Here is a 21,868-nt window from a genome sequence, read left to right on the forward strand (position 1 = left end):
CCGGCCCGCCGTCCCGCCCCGGCTGGGGTCAGCCGTCGGCCGCCCAGCCGTGGGTCCGCATGAGCACCTTGGCGACCACGGCGAACCTGTCAGGGTGCAGGACCGCCCCCTCCCGCCTGATGTCGTCCTCGTCCAGCGCGAACACCCGGTCGAGACGCAGGTAGGACACCCGGCCGTCGGAGCCCCACGAGCCGATCTCCAGCCACTCCGGGCCGTCGTCGCCGCGGCTGGACAGCATCATGCCGAGCAGCCTGCGACCATGGCGGCCGACGATCAGCAGCGGCCTGTCCTTGCCCCGCGCGGCGTCCTCCTCGTACGGCACCCACGCCCACACGATCTCGCCGGGGTCGGCCATGCCGTCCAGGTCGGGGGAGTAGGCCAGGCTCGCCGCCCGGTCCACCGAATAGATCTCCCTCACCGCGCCGCGGGCGGGACGCGGGTCATCCTCGTGATCTCGCACAGCCGGAGCCTAGACCACCGCACGGGGGTGGGAGGAGTCGTCAGTGCTTCGAGTTCTTGTCGCACGACTGCAGGAGCCACGTCCCGTCGTCACTGACGCAGTACAGGCACCCGCCTTTCCATGCCCACCGCTCGTGCGAGCCGCACGGTCGGCCGGCTACGCACGTCCTGCCCACGGCCTGCTGGTCGGAGATCGCGGGGGCGGTGACATCAGCGGCGGCGAGCGGACCGGCCGCCGTCCCGACGGCGAGTACCGGCGCCGCCAGCGCGGTGATCAGGAGCAGGCGCTTGAGCATCAACAGATCACTTCCCGGGGGATCCGGCGGGCCGGTGTCGTGGCCGGATCGCCGGATCGAGTGTCCCTATGACCGCGCCGAAAGGCGCTCTGTCCTTCACAGGGTAGGCATGGGCCGACGGCTCGGCGCGGCCTGCGACGCAAAGCTTCCTTGGGTCTTTCCCCACCGAAACCCGCAGGTGGCGGCCGGTTGATCGATGACCGCAGACCGGGGCGGGACCGCACGCATGCACGTAGGTCCCGCCGGATCACCACCCCGCCGCCCGCGGACGGCAGACCTGGCGCGCCGGTCATGATCCTTTGACCCCGATTTTCACCACGGCGGCGATTGCGGCGCGGTGATCGGGCGGTAGAACCCCCGCAGGCGGCCGCGGTGCCGCCCTCCCCTCGATCCGCCCGACCGCCATCGAGGGAGAACATCCATGCGTCGCACGCCCGCCCTCCGGCGCGCTGTCGTCACCGTGGCCGCCGCCACGCTGCTCGGCCTGGCCGCCGCGCCGCTCGTCACCGGCGCCCACGCCGTGCCGTTCATGACCGGCGCCGCGCCCGCGCCGAGCGCCGCCGCCGCCGCTTCGGCGCCGAGCGCCACCGCCGCCACGCCAGGGCCACGCACCACCCCCGCCGCCGCCACCCCGGCATCGAGCGGCACCGCCGCACCAACGAGCGGCACCGGTGGGGCGCCCTCGTCGAACGTCACCGGCGCCGTGCCCTCGTCGAGCATCAGCGGTGCCGCGCCCGGGTCGAGCCCCACGGGAGCCGCTCCCGCTCCCGCCTCCGCCGCTCCCGCCTCGGCTTTCCCCGCCTCCGCTGCTCCTGCCTCGGCTTCTCCCGCCTCGGCTTCTCCCGCCTCGGGGGCTGACGTGACCGCGCCGCCCTGCCCGCCGTCCGGCTGCGAGCAGACGAGAGTGGAGCAGTTCAAGCAACTGTTCAAGCAACTGGTGCGCTTCGCCGTCCTGCGGACGGTGCGCGGCATGTTCCGCTAGCCGTTCCGCACGGTGGTAGCCATCTAGCGGAGCCCCCGTCGCGGTTGGCGATGGGCCTCGCCGCGGCGACCGCAGCGATGGTGATGCACACGAACGGAAACGACGACCCGGCGACGGCCGGCTCCGTACGGATCCTCGGTCGCGCCGGTCAGTCGGCTGGGGGCGGGGGCGGGGGCGGGACGGCGGGCAGCGTGGTGAGCAGGCCGGTGAGGGCGGTGACGGCCCATTCCTGCCACCGCGCGTGCTCCCAGCCGCGCTCGCGCACCAGCAGGTTGTAGGTCTCCGGCGACAGCAGCGCCATCGCCACGTCGGCGGCCTCGTCCGCTGTGAGGCCCTGGGGGAGCGGCGTCTTGCGGGCCAGCGCCTCGACGAAGACCCGTTGGACGGCCAGCCGCTGCTGGATGTTGGCCGACCACACCTCGGCCAGATCGGGATCGGTGGTCGCGGCGCTGCGCACGACGTCCAGCAGAGCAGCGGCCCGCAGGTAGATGTCTCCCGCGCCGGCGACCTGCCCCCGGAGCTGGCCGTACGGGTCGGGGTCGGCCAAGGCGTCGAGCGCCCATGGTCGCTCGAGCGTGGGCCTGGGTTCGTCGTCGCCGGCCACGGCCCGGTCGAGTGCCGCGGCGAGGACGGCCTTCTTGGTGCCGAAGGCGTAGTAGACGGTCTGCTCGCCCACCCCGGCCGCGGCCGCGATGGCGCCGATGCTCGTGACCGTGTAGCCGGTCGAGGTGAACAACCCGGTGGCCGCGGCCACGATCCGGGCCCTGGTGCCGCGCGCCCGCGCGGCACGCCCGTCCTCACGCTCCGGGGCCCCGGCCACCCCCCGGCCGCCCCGCGGCGATCGTCCACTCACGAGCGCTGACCATAGCACCACTACGGAAACCTTCTTGTAGCGTGACTTCAGAAAGGCCCTTCTGCGCGGTGTCCACGCTCGGCATGCCGAACAGGCTGGACCGAGCGCGCCGGCCGGGAACGACTTCCGGCCGGCGCGCCGGGCACCGCGATCTCGTGTCAGCTCAGCTGCCGGACGAAGAACCCCAGCGAGTTTTCCACTTCGAACGACGGCACGTCCCCGTGCTTGCCAGGGTTGGCATGCAGCGTCTTCTCAGCCGAGGCCAGGGCGTCGAACAAGGCCAGACTCTGGTCCCGCGGCACCATCTGGTCGTCCCACTGCACCAGGAACTGCACCGGTACGGTGATCCGCACGGCGTCTTCGGCCAGCCCGTGCACGCCGAGCAGGCCCAGCACCGCGGCGCGGATCCGGGGCTCCGCGGCGATGAGCGGGATGCCGAGCCCGCAGCCCATCGACATGCCGCAGTACCCCACCGGGCCGACACCGACCTGGTCGAGGCGCTGGACCGCGGTCAGGACCGCCTGCCAGTCCGCGACGGCCTGGCCGGCCAGATGGCTGTGCATGCCGGCGACCAGCGCGCCCGGGTTCTCACCGGCGGCCATGCCGGCCCGCATGTCGGCCGCGATCCGGTTGAACTCCTCGTCCCTGGGCCGGTCGCCGTGGTTGGGCGCGTCGATCGCGACGACCGCGAAACCCTCGGCGGCGTAGCGGCGCGCGCGGGACACGATGCCGAGGGCCGTCTTGTGCTGCCCGCCGCCGTGACCCAGCAGAATCAGGGGCCGAGTACTGCAGGCGTCTTCCGGCGTCCACAGCACGCCGGGGATCTCGTCGAGGGTGAAGAACTGCTCGGTGACACCGTCTGACGATGTCTGGGAGGTGAAGCGCATCAGCGTTTCAAGCCTTTCGGGATGCCTCGCGCGGGCGCTCCCTAGGCCATGCAAGGGAGGGAGCCCCGACCTGTCGCAGTGTTGATCGGTCTCACCTCCTTGAATTCGCAGTGGTGCACGGCGACGCCGAAGGTATCACAATGATCGGCATTCGCACCTCGTCGGGGCGAATGCGGCACTCAGCGGGCGGGCTGGACATCCCATGCACCCTCACATGCGTGCCGTCACCGTACCGGCGGACTGATCGTCAACCGGTAGGTTGCACCGGTGGGATCCATAGCGCAGTGGCCGTCGCGCCGCCTGGCCAGGGCGGAGGACGCCGGTTCGAATCCGGCTGGATCCCACGCCTGGCAAGGGGCCCGTAGCGCAGTCGGCCGTCGCGCCTCCATCGCATGGAGGAGGACGCTGGTTCGAATCCAGCCGGCCCCACTCGCGGGAGGAGAGTAGTGGACGTCTCAGCCGTGTTGCGGCAGCTCGGACAGGCGCGTGAGCTTCCGCTCGACGATCCCGACCGCCTCCTTCTGGAACACGCGGCCCTGGCACTGGTGCGTGACGGTCAGCGGCGCCGCCGCAGGAGACGCGAACGGGCCACGGCACAGGCTGACGCTGAGGTCCTGGCGACGACCGCCATGGGATCACGCGGCCGAGTCGTCGACGCGCCCGTCGAGGCGACGACGTCCACGGGTCACCTGAGAAGAACGCGCACCTGCTACATCTGCAAGACGGGGTACACCCGGCTGGACGGCCTCTACCATCTGCTGTGCCCGGCGTGCGCGTCGTCCAACGCCGCCCGGCGTACGGCTCGCACTGACCTGACCGGCCGGCGCGCGCTCATCACGGGTGGACGTGTGAAGATCGGCCACCACCTCGCGCTCAAGATGCTCCACGATGGCGCCCACGTCACCATCACCACCCGCTTCCCCAACGACGCCGCCCGTCGTTTCGCCGCGGCCGGTGACTGGACCGGGCGCCTGCAGATCATCGGCGTCGACCTGCGCGACCCTCGACAGGTCATCGCGCTGACCGACCGGCTGCGGGAATCCGGTGACCCGCTGGACATCCTGGTCAACAACGCCGCCCAGACCATCCGCCGCCCCGCTTCGTCCTACAGCGCGCTGGTCGAAGGGGAGCTGCACGAGGCGCTGCCCGGCGTCGCCGTGCTCCCTGCCGCCGAGGGGGACGCGGGCCTGCCGGACGTGTCCGGGCTGCTCCCCGACCTGTCCCCCGCCAACTCCTGGTCGGCCAGGATCGGTGCCGTCGACCCTGCGGAACTGCTGGAGGTGCAGCTCGTCAACGCGGTCGCGCCGTTCCTGCTGATCGACCGGCTGCTTCCGCTCCTGATGGCCTCGCCCGCCGAGCGACGCTACATCGTGAACGTCTCGGCGGTGGAGGGTCAGTTCGCGGTCGCCAACAAGACGGGCCGCCACCCCCACACCAACATGGCCAAGGCCGCCCTGAACATGGTGACCCGCACCAGCGCCGCGGACCTGGCCCGCCACGGTGTCCACCTCTGCAGCGTGGACACCGGCTGGATCACCGACGAGCAGCCCGTGCCTGTGAGGGACCGGCTGGACCGCCGTACCCCCCTGGACGTGATCGACGGCGCGTCCCGCGTTTACGACCCGATCGTGAGCGGCGAGGCGGGTCACCCTGTCCACGGGGTCTTCCTCAAGGACTACCAGGTGGCGCCATGGTGAACGACCTGCTCGCGTGGCTGCGCAGTGGCGAGCCGGTGACGCGCCGTACCGACTTCTCCGTCGGTACGGCGATGCCCGACGGGCGGCTGGACCTGTGCAAGCAGGCGCTCGGACCGCACGGCGTGCGACTTGTCACTGACGCCATGCCGGTCGGCGGCCCCACCAGACACCTCCTGATGGGCACCGACGAACTCGGCGACGAAGGAGCCGACACCGCGGCGGCCGGGGCCGTCGGCTCGGGCGTATCGACCCTGTACCTGGGCTGCAACGCCATCACCGCCGCAGGGGCCTGCCGGATCGCCGACCGTTTGATCGCCTCGCCCGGGATCGTGCGCGGGCTCTGGCTCAAGCGCAACTCCTTGGGCTCTGACGGCGGGCGGATCGTCGGCGACGCCGTAGGGACGGGGCTGAGCACGATCGACCTGGTCCAGACAGGCCTGGACGCGGCCGGACTCGCCGTTCTGGTGGACCGTCTGCTTGCCACCGGGCACGCAGGGCGGTTGTTCGTCAGCGGCAACCGGCTCGGCCCTGAGGGCGCGTCAGAACTGGCCAGGCTGATCGCCTGCGACGGCGTCGAGGAGCTCTTTGTCTCCGCGGCCGGTCTGGGCGACTCAGGAGCCGGCATCCTGGTTCGCGCGCTGCGGCCGGGACGGTTGCGTCGCCTGTCGGCGGCCAGCAACGGTATCGGCCCGGCCGCGCTGGCCGAGCTCGTCGCGGCTGCCGCCAAGGCCGGGATCGAGGCGCTCGATCTGGGCCGTGTCCCCGCGGCCCGGCACCTGGGAGCCGCCGACAACCGCCTGGATGACGCGACCGCCGACCTGATCGCGCAGGCGCTGTCCGGCGCTCCGCACCGGCTGGCCCTGCTCGACCTGCGCCACACCGGGATCACCAGCCGAGGCGCGCTCCGCCTTCTCGCCGGCGCCCATGAGGCGGTTTCCCCGACGAGGTACGTGCTCAGAGGAGGGTTCGCCTCGCGGGTGAAGCGCGACCTCAACGCCCTGGCGGCGGACGCGCCCGAGCTCCACCCCCATCCGGATGTCGCCGCGGTTCGCAGCGTTCACCGGACCAGCCGCTCTTGACGGACACCGGCGCCGAAGCGGTCAGCGGTCGTCCGGGAGGTTCCAGTCGAAGTCCTCGCTTCCCGGAGGGAGTCGCTGGGGCATGCCCGGCCGGCGCTCCGGCGGGCGCTGGAAGGGAGGCAGCCCCTCGGTCCTGATCCTGGCCGAGTCGAAGGAGATGGCCCCGCTCCCGCTGGGCAGGACCGTCTTGATGTTCAGCAGCTCGCTGCGGAGCTGGGCCAGGTTCGTCGCGGTGTAGGAGACGAAGGCGCCCAGCTGGCCGAGGAGCGCGATGACCGTGATGTTCGCCGTCCTGACGGCCACCGCCTCGCCGAAGGCCGCCGTCGCGGCGGTGGCGGGGAACAGCCGGGCGATCATCAGCCCGGCGAGCGCGGTGATGAGCGAGGCACCCGTCAGCCGCAGGGCCATGTCGAAGTCCGCGTAGGCGCCGGCGAGGTGGCCGAGCCCTTCGCCCAGATACTCCAGCGCTGTCTTCAACGCGCCGACCTGGCTGTTGAAGGCGTTGAGCGCGGCCTCGAAGGCGTCCTGGTCGGCGGCGTTCCATCCGTCCGTCGCCCGGCGGACGGTCTCGATGCCCGGCATGATCTGCCCCTCGACGCCGAGCGTGCCGCCGAGGGCGTTGATCCAGCTCGTCTTGGCCTGCCTGATCGCCTCCTCGTTGCCTTGTGCGCCTTCCACGAGCAGGTAGGTCGCCACCGCCATGACGCTCATGCCCGAGGCGATCCGCCAGGTCCGCACGGCGGCCGACGGCGTCTTGGGGACGGACGACGGGGGCGGCGGGCCGTACTGGCCCGGCACGGGGCGGGGCCGCGGGGCGGGGAAGGGCGACGACGGGTGGCCAGGCGGGACCGGTGGGCCGAAACCCGCGGGTGGCGGCGGACCGAAGCCCCCGGACGGTGGGCCGGGTGGGCCGAAGCCTGAGGGTGGCGGCGGACCGAAGCCCCCGGGCGGTGGTGGGCCGAAGCCTGCGGGTGGTGGGCCGAAGCCGGGAGGGGTCGTCACCGGCCCGGCCCGATCGCGGAGGCGTTCGCGGTGTTCAGGTCCTCGGCGGTCCGCCAGTTGCGCCGCGCGTACTCCAGGTCCCGCTCCCATGACTCGGTGGCCGTGACAAGCGGCTGCTGCGGGTGGGCCTGGACCCGAGGGCGATGCGCATGGACAGCGGGACGCTCGCCGAGTCGGTCACCCAGGCCGTGCAGGCGGCTCAGGACGACGCGACCCGGCGCTGCCGGGAACTCCTCGACCGGGCGCTGGGCGAGAACGCTCCCGCGCCCTTCGACCTGGACGCGCTGCGCGACCACCTCGACTCCGTCCAGGACGCCTTCACCCGATCGCTCGACGACCACACCGACGCCTGGCAGGCCCGGAGGCGTTCCTGATCACCGACGTGTCGGCAACGCGCCTTGACACGATCACCCGTCAGCAAGGCGCGGGGAGAGCCGGCCGTCAGAGCGGTGCGCTCCCGTCGCCGTCCTTCAACAGGCCGGCGGATGCGCGGTCACCGGCCTGCTGAAGGGCGGCAGGCCTTCCGTCGGGCCGCTGGAGGACCGCAGGCTCCACACCGGCCGGCTGCGGCACGGCGAGCCCCCCGTCGGTCCGCTGGAGGGCGGCCGACTCCGCGTCGGTCCGCTGGAGGGCGGCGCGGACGGGCTCCTCGCCGGCGCCGGACGGCGGCAGCTCCGGCCGGGCGGCGCCGTCCGGCTCCTGCGGGGGCACGCCGGTGGCGGCCGCCTGGCCGGCCGCCGCGTCCTGGGTGGCACGGTCGAAGAAGCGCAGCAACTCCACCGGCAGCGGCATCACCAGGGTGGAGTTCTTCTCCGCCGCCACCTCGACCACCGTCTGCAGCAGGCGGAGCTGCAGCGCGCCTGGCGTCTGCGCCATGATCCCGGAGGCGTCGGCCAGCTTCTGCGCCGCCTGCAGTTCGCCGTCGGCCACGATGACCCGGGCCCGGCGCTCCCGCTCGGCCTCGGCCTGGCGTGACATCGAACGCTTCATGGCCTCCGGCAACTGCACGTCCTTGATCTCCACCCGGTCGATGTGGATGCCCCAGCCCAGCGCCGGGCTGTCGATCATCAGGGCCAGGCCGCGGTGCAGTTCCTCGCGGTTGGACAGCAGGTCGTCGAGCTCGCTCTTGCCGATGACCGAGCGCAGGGAGGTCTGGGCCACCTGCTCGATGGCGAACAGGTAGTTCTGGACCTCGATCGCGGCGCGCATGGGGTCCTGGACGCGGAAGTAGACGACGGCGTCCACCCGGACGGAGACGTTGTCGCGGGTGATGCCCTCCTGCGTCGGGATCGGCATGGTGACGATCTGGACGTTGACCTTCTTCATCTGGTCGACGATCGGGATGAGAAGCCTGAGCCCCGGCTGGCGTACGCGCCGCTGCGCCCTGCCGAACCGGAAGACGATGCCGCGTTCGACCTGGTTGACCACCCTCACCCCGGTGGCGAGGGCCAGGAAGAGGAGTAACGCGACGACGCCGAGCACGATGGTGATGTCCATGGTGGTGTCCCTTCCGCTTCGAGGCTAGATCGGGACGGCCCGTCACAGGCGTATGAAAAACGTCAAGATCCGTGGTCAGCGGCCCATTCGTCGTGGTCAACGCCGTATGGTGCACGATGAATACGGCCCTATACGGATCTTTTACGCATACATCGCACCAGGGGGTGGATCGGGGTGAACGTTTCGGCCCCGGTACGGACCGAGTCCGGACTACGTCAGTGGCTGCTGCACGGGCTGCCACGCTCCGACCCCAGGACGACGGGCCCTCATCACGAGGAGAGCCCCGGCCACCAGCACGCCTGGTGGCAGGTGATGTGCCTGACCGGCGTGGACTACTTCTCCACGCTCGGCTACCAACCCGGCATCGCCGCGCTGGCCGCCGGAACGCTCAGCCCCATCGCCACCCTGCTGCTGGTCGCCCTGACTTTGGCGGGAGCCCTGCCCACGTATCGCGCCGTGGCCGAACAGAGCCCGCACGGGCTGGGCTCGCTGTCGATGCTGGAGAACCTGCTGCCCGGCTGGCGCGGCAAACTCCTGGTGCTGTTCCTGCTCGGCTTCGTCGCCACCGCCTTCATCGTGACCATCACCCTGTCGGCGGCCGACGCCACCGCGCACGTGCTGCACAACCCGTTCGTGCCGGAGTTCTTCTCCGACTGGCAGGTGCCGGTCACGCTGGCGCTCATCGCCGCGCTCGGCGGGGTCTTCCTGATCGGCTTCAGCGAGGCCATCTCGATCGCCGTCGTGCTGGTCGCCGTGTACCTGTCGCTGAACGTCGTCGTCGTCGCCGTGGCCCTCCAGCGCGTCCTGGCCTCCCCGGACCTGGTCGCCGACTGGCAGCGGGCGCTGACGGTCGAGTACTCCAGCCCGGTCGCGATGATCGCCGTGTCGCTGTACGTCATGCCGAAACTCGCGCTCGGCCTGTCCGGCTTCGAGACGGGCGTGGCCGTCATGCCGCTGGTCAAGGGTGACCTCCGCCACCGGATCGCGGGCGCCAAGAAGCTGCTCACCACCGCCGCGATCATCATGAGCGGCTTCCTGATCACCTCCAGCTTCGCCACCACCGTGCTGATCCCGGCCGAGGAGTTCGCCGAGGGCGGCAGCGCCAACGGGCGGGCGCTCGCCTACCTGGCGCACGAATACCTGGGCGACTGGTTCGGCACCGCCTACGACATCAGCACGATCGCGATCCTGTGGTTCGCCGGCGCGTCCGCCATGGCGGGGCTGCTGAACATCGTGCCGCGCTACCTGCCCCGCTACGGCATGGCGCCGAACTGGTCCAGGGCCGCCCGGCCGATGGTCCTGGTCTTCACCGCCATCTCCTTCGTCATCACGGTGTCGTTCGGCGCCGACGTGGAGTCGCAGGGCGGCGCCTACGCCACCGGCGTCCTGGCGCTGATCCTGTCCGCCGCCGTCGCCGTCACCCTGTCGGCCTGGGTCATGGGCCGCACCAGGCCGGCCATCCTGTTCGGCGTCGTCGCCCTGGTCTTCGCCTACGCCACCGTGGCCAACATCATCGAACGGCCCGACGGCCTGGTGATCGCGCTGCTGTTCGTCCTGGCGATCGTGGTGACCTCGCTCATCTCCCGCGCCACGCGCTCGACGGAGCTGCGGGTCACCAGCATCACGCTGGACGACCTGGCCCGCCGCTACATCAACGAGGCCGGCGACATCCGCCTGATCGCCAACGAGCCCAACGCGCGCGACTGCGCCGAGTACGTCGACAAGACCAGGGAAGCCTGGGAACTGCACCGGCTCCGCACGGCCGAGGGTCCGCTGTTCCTGGAGGTCACCGTCCCCGACGCCTCGGAGTTCGAGAGCGAGCTGCGCGTGGTGGGGGAGGAACGCCACGGCTTCCGCGTGCTGCGGATGGAGAGCACCACCATCGCCAACTCGATCGCCGCGCTCCTGCTGTACCTGCGCGACGAGACCGGCAAGACGCCACACGTCTACTTCCACTGGGCGGCGGAGGGCAACCCCATCGGTGCGCTGCTGCGCTACCTGGTCTTCGGCGGCGGCGACATCCCGCCGCTCACCCGTGAGGTCCTGCGGCAGGCCGAGCCCGAGACCGCCCGCCGTCCCGTCGTCCACGTGGGCTGACCCTCCGGGCGGCCGCCGGGGCGGCGTCGGCGTCAACCGCGCGTCAGCGTTCCGGCCGTTCCCGTCGCGATCCCGTAGCGATCGCCGCCCGGCGCACCCGCAGCCCCTAGCGTCACATGCGGACGAATCCCCCGGTGAAAGAAGCCGAAGATGTCAGATGTGCCGCTATGCGTCCCGGTCCGACAGGGCCGGTTCAGCGCCTCGCTGAGGTTGTTCCGCACCGCGTCGGGCGGCAGGACCGCGGTGGCGTTCTCGTCCCCGCTCCGCCTGGCGCAGGTGCTCGGCACCCGGCAGCCATGGGTACGGCTCAGCGAACCCGCCCTGCGGGGCATGATCCGCGACCTCGGCGTCACCGGCGTCGTCGTCGACCCCGCCGGTACGACGGCCGCCCTCGCCGCCTCCGGAACGGCCTGATGTGCGCCCTCGAGCAGGACCTCGCCGCATCAGAACCTGACACGGCCGCCGACCCGCAGGCCGCGGTCGGCCCGCACTGCCCGGTCGGCCCCGCACTACCCGGTTGACCCGCGCGACCGGGTCGACCCGCCCTACCCAGTCGACCCGGACTGGCCGGTCGACCCGCACGACGGCCCGCGCGTCCACCCGGACGACTCGGTCGACCCGGTCGAGCGCCGGGTCGGAAGGGCCGTCGCGCCCCCGCTCGCGCGCGGTCCCGTCAGAGCCAGCCCCGCCGTTTGAAGACGAGGTAGAGCACGGCGGACGCCAGCACCATCGTGACCAGCGCCAGCGGATAGCCGAAGACCAGGTGCAGCTCCGGCATATGGGCGAAGTTCATGCCGTACACGGTGCCGACCAGCGTGGGGGCGAAGAAGATCGCCGCCCACGCGGAGATCTTCTTGATCTCCTCGTTCTGCGTGTAGCTCGCCTCGGTCAGCAGCTTGACCTCGGCGTTCTGGGCCTGGCCGACCAGCGCGGCCTTGATGGTGAGGGTGGTCTGGTAGAACTCGATCACCCCCTGCAGGTACTCGCGCTCGCCGTCGGCGAGGCTGCGCATCCGGTCGAACTGGTCGGTGATGTCGACCACCAGCCGCTGCCCCTCGGGTGAGATACGGGTGAGGTTCGACATCCGTCCGTAGATCGCCTCGCCCAGCGCCGCCATGGTGCGTACGGCCAGCAACCCGTGCCGGGCGCGGAACAGCTCGTTGAGGAACTCCTCGGGATCGCCCACGCGCTGGCCCGTGACCCGCTGCTCCAGCTGCCACACGTCGACGGTCACCTCCTCGACGTACGCCTCCTGGAAGCGGATCAGCGCGGAGACGATCGCGTACGACAGCTCCATGGGCGTGGCCGGATGGACCCGCCCCGCCTGCAGCCTGGCGAGCACGGCGCCGGTCTCGCGGAGGGGGACCCCGGGCGCGACGGCCGGGTTGACCGGGCCGTGCACGGTCACCAGGTAGTTGCGGCCCACGAACTGGTCGAGCTCGATGTAGTGCACGTGGCCGGCCGCGCCGCGTTCGGGCGAGTGCAGGACGACGAACACGTGGTCCAGGTAGGCATGCACCTTGGGCACCCGGTTGCGCTCCACGCACTCCTTGACGGCCATCGCGTGGAACCCGAACACCTCCGACAGCACCCGCACCGCGTCCTGGTCGCACACCGGCATGTCCACCCAGACCAGGCCGTCCTCGCCGTCGAGCAGCGCCGGCAGTTCGTCGACGGAGCGCTCCTCGACCTTGTCATCGTGTACGAGACGAACGTCCATACGGCTCGCACCCCCCGCCATCACAGCGCCGCCAGGGTGGTCGGTGCCCTTCTCTTCCACCGTAGGCGCACAACCCGTCACCGGCCAGCCACGCGCACCGGGGCGCAGCCGTTCGACCGGTTCCGAGTCAGCGAGGAAGGCCGGCCCAAGGGAGACGAGGCCGGCTCCGCCCTCCGTCTGCCGCCGTAAGTCCGCCGTCCTCCGCCCTCCATCCGCGAGAGCAGCGGGCAGCGGACCGGACCGGGCCGGGTCGGACCGGGTCGGGTCGGGACAGGGTCGCAGCGGGTTGGCGATCAGCGTGCCCGGCCAGGACCCGCGGATCTCCCGGACAAACGGCCGTTCCGCGGCGGCGAAGACGACGTGCAGGCGCGTCTGGCCAGGACGGTTCCATCCCTGCCGTCCGTTTCCGGCACAATGCCGGGATGACCGACTGGAAGGCCGTCCACGCCGACGACTGCGCCGTTCCCGGCGACCGTCCCCTCGACGAGCTGGTGGAGGAGCTGGCCCTGGCGTTGCGCGACCCCGACCCCGGCATCCGGGACGGCGAGCCGTACGTGGTGCTGCGCACGTGGATCGAGCGGGACGTGATCGATGCCGGGCGCCGGGCCAAGCTCGGCGCGGTGATGGCGGAGCGGTTCGCGGACCCGGAGATCCAGGCCAGGACCTTCGCCCCGCTCGTCCTCGACATGATCGTCAAGCGTGGCGACTTCGACCCGGAGTGGCTGGCAGCCTTCGCCCGCTGGTACGCGGCCGAGGCTGACCTGCGCGGTCACGACCCGCGACTGGGCTGGCTGCACGCCGTGGCCCACGGGGCCGACCTGCTGGGAACGTTCGGCGTGCATCCCCGCGTCGACCCGGCCGCCATGCTCGATCTGGCCGCCGCCCGGCTGCTGGCCCGCACCGGTTACCTGTTCGCCGAGCAGGAGGACGACCGCCTCGCGCAGGCCGTCGCCCGCGTCCTGACCCGTCGCGAGCTCAGCGAGGAGCAGTCGCTGGCCTGGCTGGACCCGATCGAGGCCGACTTCGCGGCGATCGGCTCGGGGCCCACACCGGTGTACGCCTCCAACGGCATGCGCACCCTGCGGACGCTCTACATCCTGGCCGACCTCGGCGTCCGGACGAGCCGCGGCGCGCGGCCGGTGCCGCTCAGGCACGCCGCCGCGATCAAGGCCAGGCTCGCCGAGGTGCTGGCCCTGGTCTTCCAGCACTCCTGAGGAGATCCGCGCGGCGGGTGACCAGGCTGCTTGCGGGCGTCCGCCCGTGGGCCGCCGGACCGGTGTGGATCGGCGCGAATCGGTCGAATGGGTTTACGGGACGGTGTACCCGGTGGGCGGAGCCTGCTGGTTCGGCGCCAGCCGGTGGGCGCCAGCGCGGACACGTCAGCCCCCCGGACGGTCACGACTCGACGTGGCGGCGCAGATTGGCCAGGTGAACCCGCCACCCTGCCCGATGGTCGGCCGCCATCGCGACCCCGTCGGGAAGGCCCTCCCACCCTGTCTCCCTGATCCGCACCTCCGTGCCGGAACCATGCGCCATGAGAACGATCTCCACATCGGTCGAGGCGGGCTGTCCCTCGTCGGACCAGCTGAACGCCAGCACCTCAGGCGCTGCGGCACGCGTCACCAGCCCCCGGGTCACCACCGGCTCGCCGTGCTCATCGGTCCAGCGCTCCTCCAGCGAACCACCCGGGACAGGCTCGATGAACAGGTAGTCCCACCACTCGGCCCGATCGACGTGGTCGGTGAACGCCCGCCACACCCGCTCGACGGGCGCGGCCACGACAGCGGTCTCGTCAACGATCACTGGCGGGCCCCTCCGGACAGCAGGCGCCGCAGTGCCGTGGGCGTGTGGCCGAGGTGGCTGCGAACGGTGCGGGTCAGGTGCGCCTGGTCGGCGAAACCCAGCTCGGCGGCCAGCTCGGCCAGGCCCGCCGCGCCGTTCTCCAGCCGCTCGAGTGCCCGCCCCACCCGCACCCTGTTGCGGTAGTGCGTCAGCGAGACGCCCATTTCCCGGGTGAAGGCCCTGCTCAGCTGGTACGGCGAGGCGCCGAGGAACTCGGCCAGCGAGATGAGCCCCTGGGCGGCGGGATGGTCGGCGATGATCGCCTCGCGAGCCGCCGAGACCAGCCGCCCACGCGCCTTCGACGAGCGAGGCGCGGCCATCGCGGCGGGCGGACCGAGGTCGGCCGATGCCTGCCTGAGAGTCGCGCCCAGCAGGCCCAGCAGCCCCTCGGCGAGCGCGTAGCCCGCGTCACCGCTCTTGGTCGCGCGAAGGAAGGCGCGGTGCGCCAGCTCGACCCGGGCGTCCACGTAGACGGTCGGGCGCAGCCGTCCCGCCCCCTCGCCGGTCATCGAACGCCAGAGGGTGGGGGAGAGACTGAGCGCGGTGCACACGTCGCCGCCGGAGGGATGGGAGAACCGCTCCTCCTCGCCGGGAACACCCAGATAGGCCATCGTCGGATCCGCGAGCGCCGCGACCCCGCCGGCCATCCGCCCGAACCTGCCGCTGCGGACCAGCACCAGCCGGTAGTCGTCGTGGACCTCGACCTGCGACCAGCCGCGATGGTCGTCGGCGCAGGTCACGGCATCGACGGTGAAGCCTGGTCCGATGCCGAGACGACGGTTGGAACGCATGATGCGTACGGTACGCGCCACCACTGACATTTCCGGGCGAAGGCCCGCCCGCTGTCCTCCCGGCCGGGCATGCGCCCAACGCCGTTCTGGGCTGAAGGGACTGGTCCCGCCGGCTTTCTGGGTTCGCCTGATTTCCGCGTCCGGTGGCGGGCCTCGCCGGCCTTCTGGGGGCTGGCCTTCCCCGCCCCGCGACGGGCCCCGCCGGTCTTCCGGCGGGCGGATGTCTTCCCAGCTTGAGCCATACGCATGCCTCCCTGCCGGCGATGCACCTCCGCCCATCATCCCGGCCGCACCCAAGGCGAAGACGACGGGTGCACATCGCGACATGTCAGCAGAACCTCGAGTAGCCAGGTCAGCGCGCAAGGATGTTCAAGACCCCGCCCCTGGGCGCCGAGCAGCCTGGACCCATGGCAACGAACACCGCCGCACTCGCGGAAATCTCCACCATCGTCTTCGACTCACTCCGCCCTGCCGCGTTGGCCGAGTTCTATCGCACCGTGCTCGGCGGCCAGGTCACCCACAGCGACGACGACTACGCCGCGCTCGACGCGGGCGCCGTCCAGCTGGCCTTCCCGCGGACCGAGGACTACCAGGCCCCGGCGTGGCCGGGCGGCACCAAGCAGATGCATCTCGACCTCAAGGTGGCCGACCTCGACGCCGCCGAGAAGGAACTGCTCGACCTGGGCGCCACCAAGCCCGCCTTCCAGCCCGGCGGCGGTGACTGGGTGGTGCTGGCCGACCCCGAGGGACATCTGTTCTGCATCTCGTCCTGAACCGGGATCCCGAACGAGTGACAGGGGATCCCGAGCCAGGGACCGGGAACCCGAACCGCAGACCGGAATCCCGAACCGGGGTTCCCGGCCCCGCCAAGGCACAGCGAGAGCCGGGAACCCGTCCCGCCAACGCTGGAACACCCTTGTGCCGACGAGGACATCTGCAGGAGCGGCCCGCCGATCGCGCGGGCCGCTCCTGCGCGCACGTCCGCAGAGCTGCGGACGTGGGCAGCGTGCGTCGGTCCTGTTCGCGTTCTGAAGGCGGCAGGGGCACCGACGGACCTCCAGCAAGGACGGTGACCGTACAGATCAGCGCCATCGCCCTCAGCTCCACGCCGCATCGGCCGATCCACCCGGAACAGGAGCAGGCGGGAGAGGTACGTCTGGCACATTCCAAGGGGCCTGTCCCCTGAGGCAGGCACTCGGCGGAGTGTCGCTTCGGGCAAATCTCACTGTCTTGACAAGAAAATTAGTCGGCCATAGTCTGCAGTCATGCAGGATGTCGCTGTGATCGAGGACCCGGCCGCCGCCGAGATCTCACTGGACCCCATCAGGACCCGGCTGCTCGCGGAGCTGAGCGAGCCCGGCTCCGCGACCATGCTGGCCGCCAAGATCGGCTTGCCCCGGCAGAAGGTCAACTACCACCTCAAGACGCTCGAGGCGCACGGGCTCGTCGAGATGATCGAGGAGCGGCGCAAGGGCAACGTCAACGAGCGCATCATGCGCGCCACCGCGGCGTCCTACGTGATCTCCCCGGCCGCGCTGGCGTCGGTCCAGCCCGACCCGGCCCGCTCTCCCGACCAGCTGTCGGCGAGCTGGTTGCTGGCCGTCGCGGCCCGGCTGGTCCGTGACGTGGGGGCGCTCATCCGAGGCGCCGCCCAGGCCAGCAAACGCGTGGCGACCTTCGCGATCGACGGCGAGGTGCGCTTCGCGTCGGCCGCCGACCGGGCCGCGTTCGCCGAAGAGCTCGCCGGGGCCGTCACGGCTCTGGTGTCCAAGTACCACGACCAGTCCGCCGAGCACGGCCGCGACCACCGGATCGTCGTCGCCGTCCACCCCAGCATGAAGGAAGCCCGATGACGCACCCGTTCGAGCTGAACCTCGAGGTCGAGCTCGGCGCCACGCCCGAGCAGGTCTGGGACGCGATCGCCACCGGACCTGGTGTCGACTCCTGGTTCATGGGACGCACCGAGCTCGGCACCGCCCAGGGCGGCCCGGCCAACCTGACCATGCTGGGCCACACCGAACAGGCCACGATCACCGCCTACGAGCCAGGCACCCGCCTCGCGACCCGCGGCGCGGAGGCCCCCGACGGCCGGTTCATGGCGCTCGAGTACCTGATCGAGGGGCGCGGCGGCGGCTCGACCGTGCTCCGGATCGTGCAGAGCGGCATGCTCGGCGACGACTGGGAGACCGAGTTCGAGGCGATGAAGGCCGGCTGGCCCATCTACCTGGAGACCCTCAGGCAGTACCTCACCTACTTCGCCGGCCGTGCTCCCTCGGTCACGACCGCCTTCCGCCGTGGAGCGGGCGGCCCGGACACCGTCTGGAAGATCGTCACCCAGTCGCTGGGCGCCACGCCGGACGTCGCCGAGGGCGACGCCGTGCAGCTCCCCGACGGCTCCGCCGGCGTCGTCTACTACGCGAACCTGCCCGTCAACCTCGGCGTCCGGACCGACGCGGGTCTGTACCGCTTCATCCACTCCGGTACGGCCCGCGGCGACGCCCTGGTGCTCGGCCACCAGAACTTCGCCGGCCGCGAGGAGCAGGCCGCATGGGACGCCTGGATGGCCGAGCACTTCGGCTGACAGTACGGAAGGAGGCGAACGCCTCCCGGCGGGGTCCTGGTCATCGCGTGACCGACCCCGCCGGTCCCGACAGACCCGTGGCGATGCGCTCGTCCCGGTGCCCGCCGCCGACGTGAGGCCAGGCCAGGGACGTGCCCTCGCGCGCCCACCCGCCTTCCGTGACCACCTCGAATCGGTCACGCCAAGCAAGACCTTCATCGTCGCGCCGCGACGCGATCAGTGATGCCAACACTCAGCGACACCATCCCGGAGGAGAGAGTCCCATGCGTATCGTTGCTACCGAGTTCATGAGCCTGGACGGCGTCGTGCAGGCCCCCGGCGGCGCCAAGGAGGACACCGACGGCGGCTTCGCCCACGGCGGCTGGACGCACCCCTTCTTCGACCCGGACGTGGTGGGCGGCGCCTTCGACGACGCCCTCGCCAAGGCTGATGCGCTGCTGTTCGGGCGCCGCACGTGGCAGACGATGGCCGCGGCGTGGCCCGGGCGAGCCGGTGACCCGTTCGCCGACCGGATGAACGCCATCCCCAAGTACGTCGTGTCCGAGACGCTCGGCGACGACGAACTGACGTGGAACAACACCACGCGCATCCCCGGCGGCGAGGCGGTCGCCCGCATCAGGGAACTGCGCGACACCGACGGCGGCTCCCTCCTGATCATGGGCAGCCCGTCGCTCGTTCGGGCCCTCCTCAGCGAGGACCTGATGGACGAGCTCCGCCTCATGATCATGCCGGTCCTCCTCGGCGGGGGTAAGACGATCTTCCCCAGCGACGGTGCGCTGCGCACACTCGAACTCACCTCCACGGTCATCAGCGACGCGGGCGTGCACGTGTGCACCTACCAGTCGGTCGCCAAGAACTAGGCCGAACCCGCGCCGGGAGCCGACCAGCCGCCGGCACCCTTTCCCGGCGCGCGTCGCCGGTCGAGCGTCAGCGCAGGCCACCGAGCGTGGGTCGCCGGTCGAGCAGCAGCGCAGGCAACCTAGCGCGGGTAGCGAACTGATCGCTTCTCCGGGCTTACCCGCGCGGGCTGCGGCGCGGCTTCCGGCCGACGGCCCACGCCGGGTAGAGACGCGACCTGCTCAGGCGGACCCCGACCGTCCACACCGCGCAGCCCTTCCCGGGGGTGAGCGGCGTGGGCGACGTGGGGGACACCGCCTCGGCTCAGTCCGATCTGATCGCCTGGGTCGGGCAACCGGTTACGGCTCGCCCTATCGCGGGGCCCGTGGCCGTCTCGTCGAGCAGCACCACGCGCCCGTCCTCCTCGTCCTGCGTGAACGCCTCCGGTGCCGACAGCGCGCACTGCCCCGAGGAGGCGCACCGCTCGCGGTCCACCCTGATCACCACTCCACCTCCAACCGGTGCACGCCGTAGATCGCCATGTCGTTCTTGAACGGCACCTCCGCCAGGGGGACGGCCAGCCGCAGCTCGGGTAGGCGCCGGAACAGCGCCGGGTAGGCGATCTCCATCTCCATCCGCGCGAGGTTCTGCCCGAGGCACTGATGCGGTCCGAAGCCGAAGGCCACGTGCGGTGACTTGGGCCTGGTGACGTCCAGCTCGTCGGGCCGGTCGACCAGCGCGGGGTCGCGGTTGGCGGCGGCGAGCGAGCAGGTGACGAAGTCCCCTTCGGGGATCACCTGCCCGCCGAGCTCCATGTCGGCGCTCGCCCGCCGGAACATGCCGACGTCGACGATCGACAGGTAGCGCAGCAGCTCGTCCACCGCGGTCCTGGCCGCGTCCGGGCTCTGCCGTACCAGAGCCAGCTGACCGGGATGCCGCAGGAGCAGCAGAGTGCCGAGGCTCAGCATGTTGGCGGTGGTCTCGTGGCCCGCGACCAGCATCAGCACCGAGATCCCGATCAGCTCGTCGTCGCTCAGATCGGTGTCGAGCAGGTCGTCGAGCAGGCCCTCACCGGGCTCGGCGCGCTTGCGGTCGATGAGCCCGGCCAGGTAGCCGGCGAACCTCATCAGCGTCGCCTCCTGCTCCTCCACCGTGCTGGTCAGGCTCAGCAGCCGGGCGCCGGCCTCCCGGAACTCCTCGCGCTCCGCGTACGGCACGCCCAGCAGCTCGCAGATCACCAGCGAGGGGATCGGAAGCGCGAAATGCTCCACCAGATCGGCCGGTCGCGGGCGCCGTTCGAGCGCGTCGAGCGTGTCGGTGACGATCTGCTCGACGCGCGGGCGCAACTTGTTCATGCGCTGCACGGTGAACCGGCCGGTCATCAGCCGCCGCAGGCGGGTGTGCCGGGGCGGGTCCATCTGGATGAACATGCCCGCGTCCGGCTCCACGGCACGCAACGGCGAGCCGAGGAAGCCTCCCTCGATCTCCGAACTGAAACGCGTGTCGGCCAGCACCTGCCTGACCAGGTTGTGCCTTGCCACCAGCCAGACATGATCGCCGTTGGCCAGCCGCACCTTGCCGAGCGGTTCATCGGCCATGCCCGCGGGCGGGTCGAACGGGCACGTGCCCCGTTCGGTGGGAATCGCTCTCATCTGTCAGCTCCTTGTCGTGTGACAGTTGCCGATGGGTCGAGTGGGTGCTCGTCGACGACGCTGGGCAGGCCGCGCAGTGTGAACAGCGCCAGCACCGCCACGACCGCGACCAGCGCGCCGCCGATCAGCGAGGTGATCTGGACGGCGTGGACGAAGGCCTCGGCCGCCGCCGCGAACACCTGCCGGGACAGGTGGGCCGGAAGCTCGGCCGCCGCCTGGAGCGCCGCCCCGATCGAGTCGCGTGTCGCCTCGGCCGCCTGTTCCGGCAGGCCGTCGGGCAGCTGCAGCATCCGGCGGTAGAGGCCGCCGAGCAGGCTGCCGAGCAGCGCGATCCCTAGCGCGGCGCCCAGCTCGTAGGCGGTCTCGGCGATCGCGGACGCCGACCCCGCCCGCTCCTTGGGCACGGTGGCGATCACCGTGTCAGCGGTGACGGTGAACGACAGGCCCGCGCCGATGCCGATGAGCACCAGCGAGCCGAGAACCACGGGGTAGCCGGATTCGACGGGCAGCGTCACCAGCACCGCCAGGCCCGCCGCTGACAATCCGAGCCCGAGCGAGATCACCGCCGCCCTGCTCCACACCATCGCCAGCCGCCCCGCCACCAGCGCCGCGACCGTGGAGGCGGCTATCGCGGGCAGCTGGGCGAGTCCGGCTCGCAGCGGTGTCCAGCCGAGCACGAACTGCATGTGGAGCGAAAGGAAGAACAACGTGCCGACCAGCGCGAACACCGCCACCATGTCGCCGCCGACCGCGCCCGAGAACGCCCTGCGACGGAACAGGCGCACGTCGATGAGTGGATGGGCGAGCCTGGTCTGCCGTCTCCAGAAGGCCGCCAGCGCGCACAGCCCGACGACGGCGGCGACGATAACGGCGGTCTGGCCTGGGCCCGCGTGCGCCGCCTCCTTCACGGCGTAGATGAGCCCGATCACGCCGACGACGGACAGCAGCACGCTCGGCATGTCCATGGGGCCCGCGTCGGGATTGCGCGACTCCGGCAGCGTGACGGCCGCCACGAGCAGGACCACCACCATCACCGGAACGTTGATCAGGAAGACCGAGCCCCACCAGAAGTGGTCGAGCAGCAGCCCGCCCAGCAGCGGCCCCGCCGCCGCGCCCGCCGTGGTCACCGAGCTCCACAGCCCGATCGCGGTCGTGCGCTCGCGCGGGTCGGTGAAGATGTTGCGGATGATGGACAGGGTCGAGGGCATGATCGTCGCCCCGGCCACCCCCAGGACCCCTCGGGCCACGATGAGCAGCTCGGGGGTGGGCGCGTAGGCCGTGGCGAGCGACGCGAGGCCGAAGACGGCCACACCGATGAGCAGGACGCGTTTCCTGCCGAACCTGTCGCCGGCGTTGCCTGCGGTGATCAGCAGGCCGCCGAGCACGAACCCGTAGATGTCGGCGATCCACAGGACCTGCGTGCTGGACGGCCGCAGCGCCTCGGTCAGGCTCGGGATGGCGAGGTGCAGCACGGTGCCGTCGATCACGATCAGCGAGACGGTCAGGCACAGGGTGGCCAGAGCCGCCCAGCGTCTCGTCCTGCTCAAGGGTGTCATGCCGTCAACGGTGGACCGGGGCGCGCACGCGGCCCGCACG

General features: G+C 71.5%; 23 protein-coding genes and 2 tRNA genes. 13 read left to right on the forward strand and 12 right to left on the reverse strand.

Features of this window, described 5'->3' with window-relative positions; translation table 11 throughout:
* Positions 1–28: 28 nt before the first annotated feature.
* Positions 29–460, reverse strand: a complete 432-nt coding sequence (locus ACWENQ_RS18220; RefSeq protein ID WP_449922476.1) for a type II toxin-antitoxin system PemK/MazF family toxin — start codon at positions 458–460, stop codon at positions 29–31.
* 40 nt (positions 461–500) lie between these two features.
* Complete coding sequence (locus tag ACWENQ_RS18225; RefSeq protein WP_449922475.1) at positions 501–755, reverse strand: hypothetical protein; 255 nt, start codon at positions 753–755, stop codon at positions 501–503.
* Positions 756–1,176: 421 nt separating this feature from the next.
* Between ACWENQ_RS18225 and ACWENQ_RS18230 the strand changes: the two genes are divergently transcribed.
* The gene (locus ACWENQ_RS18230; RefSeq protein WP_452415215.1) at positions 1,177–1,737 is read left to right on the forward strand and encodes a hypothetical protein; all 561 of its coding nucleotides are present in this window, start codon (positions 1,177–1,179) and stop codon (positions 1,735–1,737) included.
* A 148-nt stretch (positions 1,738–1,885) separates the two neighbouring features.
* On the opposite strand, the gene ACWENQ_RS18235 is transcribed toward ACWENQ_RS18230, so the two are convergent.
* Both ACWENQ_RS18235 and ACWENQ_RS18240 read right to left on the reverse strand, forming a co-directional pair.
* Positions 1,886–2,590, reverse strand: a complete 705-nt coding sequence (locus ACWENQ_RS18235) for a TetR/AcrR family transcriptional regulator (protein WP_452415217.1) — start codon at positions 2,588–2,590, stop codon at positions 1,886–1,888.
* Between the two features lie 158 nt (positions 2,591–2,748).
* Entirely contained in the window at positions 2,749–3,477 is a 729-nt protein-coding gene (locus ACWENQ_RS18240) for a dienelactone hydrolase family protein (protein ID WP_452415219.1), read from the reverse strand.
* A gap of 270 nt (positions 3,478–3,747) precedes the next feature.
* Between ACWENQ_RS18240 and ACWENQ_RS18245 the strand changes: the two genes are divergently transcribed.
* From ACWENQ_RS18245 to ACWENQ_RS18260, 4 genes are all read left to right on the forward strand, one after another.
* Positions 3,748–3,820 (forward strand) — tRNA-Gly (locus tag ACWENQ_RS18245).
* Between the two features lie 11 nt (positions 3,821–3,831).
* A tRNA-Ala gene (locus tag ACWENQ_RS18250) sits at positions 3,832–3,906 on the forward strand.
* A 17-nt stretch (positions 3,907–3,923) separates the two neighbouring features.
* Positions 3,924–5,174, forward strand: coding sequence for an SDR family NAD(P)-dependent oxidoreductase (locus ACWENQ_RS18255; protein WP_449922467.1), 1,251 nt, complete (start codon positions 3,924–3,926; stop codon positions 5,172–5,174).
* Positions 5,168–6,253: a ribonuclease inhibitor gene (locus ACWENQ_RS18260; protein WP_452415220.1), complete on the forward strand. Its 1,086-nt coding sequence runs from the start codon at positions 5,168–5,170 to the stop codon at positions 6,251–6,253. The genes ACWENQ_RS18255 and ACWENQ_RS18260 overlap by 7 nt, the downstream gene beginning before the upstream one ends.
* Positions 6,254–6,274: 21 nt before the next feature.
* Here ACWENQ_RS18260 and ACWENQ_RS18265 read toward each other — a convergent pair whose 3' ends face one another.
* A complete protein-coding gene (locus ACWENQ_RS18265; RefSeq protein WP_452415222.1) occupies positions 6,275–7,051 on the reverse strand; it encodes a WXG100 family type VII secretion target in 777 nt (258 codons plus the stop codon).
* A 353-nt stretch (positions 7,052–7,404) separates the two neighbouring features.
* Here ACWENQ_RS18265 and ACWENQ_RS18270 point away from each other — a divergent pair, with 353 nt between their 5' ends.
* Positions 7,405–7,629 carry a hypothetical protein gene (locus tag ACWENQ_RS18270; RefSeq protein WP_452415224.1) on the forward strand — a complete coding sequence of 75 codons (225 nt, stop codon included), beginning with the start codon at positions 7,405–7,407 and terminating at the stop codon, positions 7,627–7,629.
* 67 nt (positions 7,630–7,696) lie between these two features.
* Here the strand turns inward: ACWENQ_RS18270 and ACWENQ_RS18275 are convergent, their stop codons facing one another.
* Positions 7,697–8,752, reverse strand: coding sequence for a slipin family protein (locus ACWENQ_RS18275; protein ID WP_452415225.1), 1,056 nt, complete (start codon positions 8,750–8,752; stop codon positions 7,697–7,699).
* Positions 8,753–8,926: 174 nt separating this feature from the next.
* Between ACWENQ_RS18275 and ACWENQ_RS18280 the strand changes: the two genes are divergently transcribed.
* Positions 8,927–10,849 (forward strand): amino acid transporter, encoded by a 1,923-nt coding sequence (locus ACWENQ_RS18280; RefSeq protein ID WP_449922458.1) that lies wholly within the window; start codon positions 8,927–8,929, stop codon positions 10,847–10,849.
* A 150-nt stretch (positions 10,850–10,999) separates the two neighbouring features.
* Positions 11,000–11,263 carry an SAV_915 family protein gene (locus ACWENQ_RS18285; protein ID WP_452415227.1) on the forward strand — a complete coding sequence of 88 codons (264 nt, stop codon included), beginning with the start codon at positions 11,000–11,002 and terminating at the stop codon, positions 11,261–11,263.
* 259 nt (positions 11,264–11,522) lie between these two features.
* Here ACWENQ_RS18285 and ACWENQ_RS18290 read toward each other — a convergent pair whose 3' ends face one another.
* Positions 11,523–12,569, reverse strand: coding sequence for a magnesium transporter CorA family protein (locus ACWENQ_RS18290; RefSeq protein ID WP_449922455.1), 1,047 nt, complete (start codon positions 12,567–12,569; stop codon positions 11,523–11,525).
* Positions 12,570–12,991: 422 nt separating this feature from the next.
* Between ACWENQ_RS18290 and ACWENQ_RS18295 the strand changes: the two genes are divergently transcribed.
* Positions 12,992–13,783 (forward strand): DUF2785 domain-containing protein, encoded by a 792-nt coding sequence (locus tag ACWENQ_RS18295; protein WP_452415229.1) that lies wholly within the window; start codon positions 12,992–12,994, stop codon positions 13,781–13,783.
* A gap of 181 nt (positions 13,784–13,964) precedes the next feature.
* Here the strand turns inward: ACWENQ_RS18295 and ACWENQ_RS18300 are convergent, their stop codons facing one another.
* Positions 13,965–14,372, reverse strand: a complete 408-nt coding sequence (locus ACWENQ_RS18300; RefSeq protein ID WP_452415230.1) for an SRPBCC family protein — start codon at positions 14,370–14,372, stop codon at positions 13,965–13,967.
* Complete coding sequence (locus ACWENQ_RS18305) at positions 14,369–15,202, reverse strand: helix-turn-helix domain-containing protein (RefSeq protein WP_452415231.1); 834 nt, start codon at positions 15,200–15,202, stop codon at positions 14,369–14,371. The genes ACWENQ_RS18300 and ACWENQ_RS18305 overlap by 4 nt, the downstream gene beginning before the upstream one ends.
* Before the next feature lie 407 nt (positions 15,203–15,609).
* Here ACWENQ_RS18305 and ACWENQ_RS18310 point away from each other — a divergent pair, with 407 nt between their 5' ends.
* From ACWENQ_RS18310 to ACWENQ_RS18325, 4 genes are all read left to right on the forward strand, one after another.
* Positions 15,610–15,975, forward strand: coding sequence for a VOC family protein (locus tag ACWENQ_RS18310; protein ID WP_449922449.1), 366 nt, complete (start codon positions 15,610–15,612; stop codon positions 15,973–15,975).
* Positions 15,976–16,467: 492 nt separating this feature from the next.
* Positions 16,468–17,055: an ArsR/SmtB family transcription factor gene (locus ACWENQ_RS18315; protein ID WP_452415233.1), complete on the forward strand. Its 588-nt coding sequence runs from the start codon at positions 16,468–16,470 to the stop codon at positions 17,053–17,055.
* Positions 17,052–17,783, forward strand: coding sequence for an SRPBCC family protein (locus ACWENQ_RS18320; RefSeq protein ID WP_452415234.1), 732 nt, complete (start codon positions 17,052–17,054; stop codon positions 17,781–17,783). Before ACWENQ_RS18315 ends, ACWENQ_RS18320 begins: the two co-directional genes overlap by 4 nt.
* A gap of 263 nt (positions 17,784–18,046) precedes the next feature.
* On the forward strand, positions 18,047–18,643 hold the full coding sequence (locus tag ACWENQ_RS18325; protein ID WP_449922445.1) for a dihydrofolate reductase family protein: 597 nt from the start codon (positions 18,047–18,049) through the stop codon (positions 18,641–18,643).
* Between the two features lie 301 nt (positions 18,644–18,944).
* Here the strand turns inward: ACWENQ_RS18325 and ACWENQ_RS18330 are convergent, their stop codons facing one another.
* The 3 genes from ACWENQ_RS18330 to ACWENQ_RS18340 are packed head-to-tail and all read right to left on the reverse strand — an operon-like array spanning position 18,945 to position 21,828.
* Positions 18,945–19,124 (reverse strand): ferredoxin, encoded by a 180-nt coding sequence (locus ACWENQ_RS18330; RefSeq protein WP_449922443.1) that lies wholly within the window; start codon positions 19,122–19,124, stop codon positions 18,945–18,947.
* A complete protein-coding gene (locus ACWENQ_RS18335; RefSeq protein WP_452415236.1) occupies positions 19,121–20,272 on the reverse strand; it encodes a cytochrome P450 in 1,152 nt (383 codons plus the stop codon). The genes ACWENQ_RS18330 and ACWENQ_RS18335 overlap by 4 nt, the downstream gene beginning before the upstream one ends.
* Entirely contained in the window at positions 20,269–21,828 is a 1,560-nt protein-coding gene (locus ACWENQ_RS18340) for an MFS transporter (protein WP_452415237.1), read from the reverse strand. Before ACWENQ_RS18340 ends, ACWENQ_RS18335 begins: the two co-directional genes overlap by 4 nt.
* Between the last annotated feature and the right edge of the window lie 40 nt (positions 21,829–21,868).

The organism is Nonomuraea sp. NPDC004354 (assembly GCF_053602555.1).

Excerpts from the sequence above, each read along its gene's own strand:
- ACWENQ_RS18240 (WP_452415219.1), bottom strand. The coding sequence starts at position 3,477 with ATGCGCTTCACCTCCCAGACATCGTCAGACGGTGTCACCGAGCAGTTC.
- ACWENQ_RS18340 (WP_452415237.1), bottom strand. The coding sequence starts at position 21,828 with ATGACACCCTTGAGCAGGACGAGACGCTGGGCGGCTCTGGCCACCCTG.
- ACWENQ_RS18270 (WP_452415224.1), top strand. The coding sequence starts at position 7,405 with ATGGACAGCGGGACGCTCGCCGAGTCGGTCACCCAGGCCGTGCAGGCG.
- ACWENQ_RS18275 (WP_452415225.1), bottom strand. The coding sequence starts at position 8,752 with ATGGACATCACCATCGTGCTCGGCGTCGTCGCGTTACTCCTCTTCCTG.
- ACWENQ_RS18320 (WP_452415234.1), top strand. The coding sequence starts at position 17,052 with ATGACGCACCCGTTCGAGCTGAACCTCGAGGTCGAGCTCGGCGCCACG.
- ACWENQ_RS18290 (WP_449922455.1), bottom strand. The coding sequence starts at position 12,569 with ATGGACGTTCGTCTCGTACACGATGACAAGGTCGAGGAGCGCTCCGTC.
- ACWENQ_RS18310 (WP_449922449.1), top strand. The coding sequence starts at position 15,610 with ATGGCAACGAACACCGCCGCACTCGCGGAAATCTCCACCATCGTCTTC.
- ACWENQ_RS18335 (WP_452415236.1), bottom strand. The coding sequence starts at position 20,272 with ATGAGAGCGATTCCCACCGAACGGGGCACGTGCCCGTTCGACCCGCCC.
- ACWENQ_RS18260 (WP_452415220.1), top strand. The coding sequence starts at position 5,168 with ATGGTGAACGACCTGCTCGCGTGGCTGCGCAGTGGCGAGCCGGTGACG.
- ACWENQ_RS18305 (WP_452415231.1), bottom strand. The coding sequence starts at position 15,202 with ATGCGTTCCAACCGTCGTCTCGGCATCGGACCAGGCTTCACCGTCGAT.
- ACWENQ_RS18315 (WP_452415233.1), top strand. The coding sequence starts at position 16,468 with ATGCAGGATGTCGCTGTGATCGAGGACCCGGCCGCCGCCGAGATCTCA.
- ACWENQ_RS18225 (WP_449922475.1), bottom strand. The coding sequence starts at position 755 with ATGCTCAAGCGCCTGCTCCTGATCACCGCGCTGGCGGCGCCGGTACTC.
- ACWENQ_RS18295 (WP_452415229.1), top strand. The coding sequence starts at position 12,992 with ATGACCGACTGGAAGGCCGTCCACGCCGACGACTGCGCCGTTCCCGGC.
- ACWENQ_RS18285 (WP_452415227.1), top strand. The coding sequence starts at position 11,000 with ATGTCAGATGTGCCGCTATGCGTCCCGGTCCGACAGGGCCGGTTCAGC.
- ACWENQ_RS18230 (WP_452415215.1), top strand. The coding sequence starts at position 1,177 with ATGCGTCGCACGCCCGCCCTCCGGCGCGCTGTCGTCACCGTGGCCGCC.
- ACWENQ_RS18325 (WP_449922445.1), top strand. The coding sequence starts at position 18,047 with ATGCGTATCGTTGCTACCGAGTTCATGAGCCTGGACGGCGTCGTGCAG.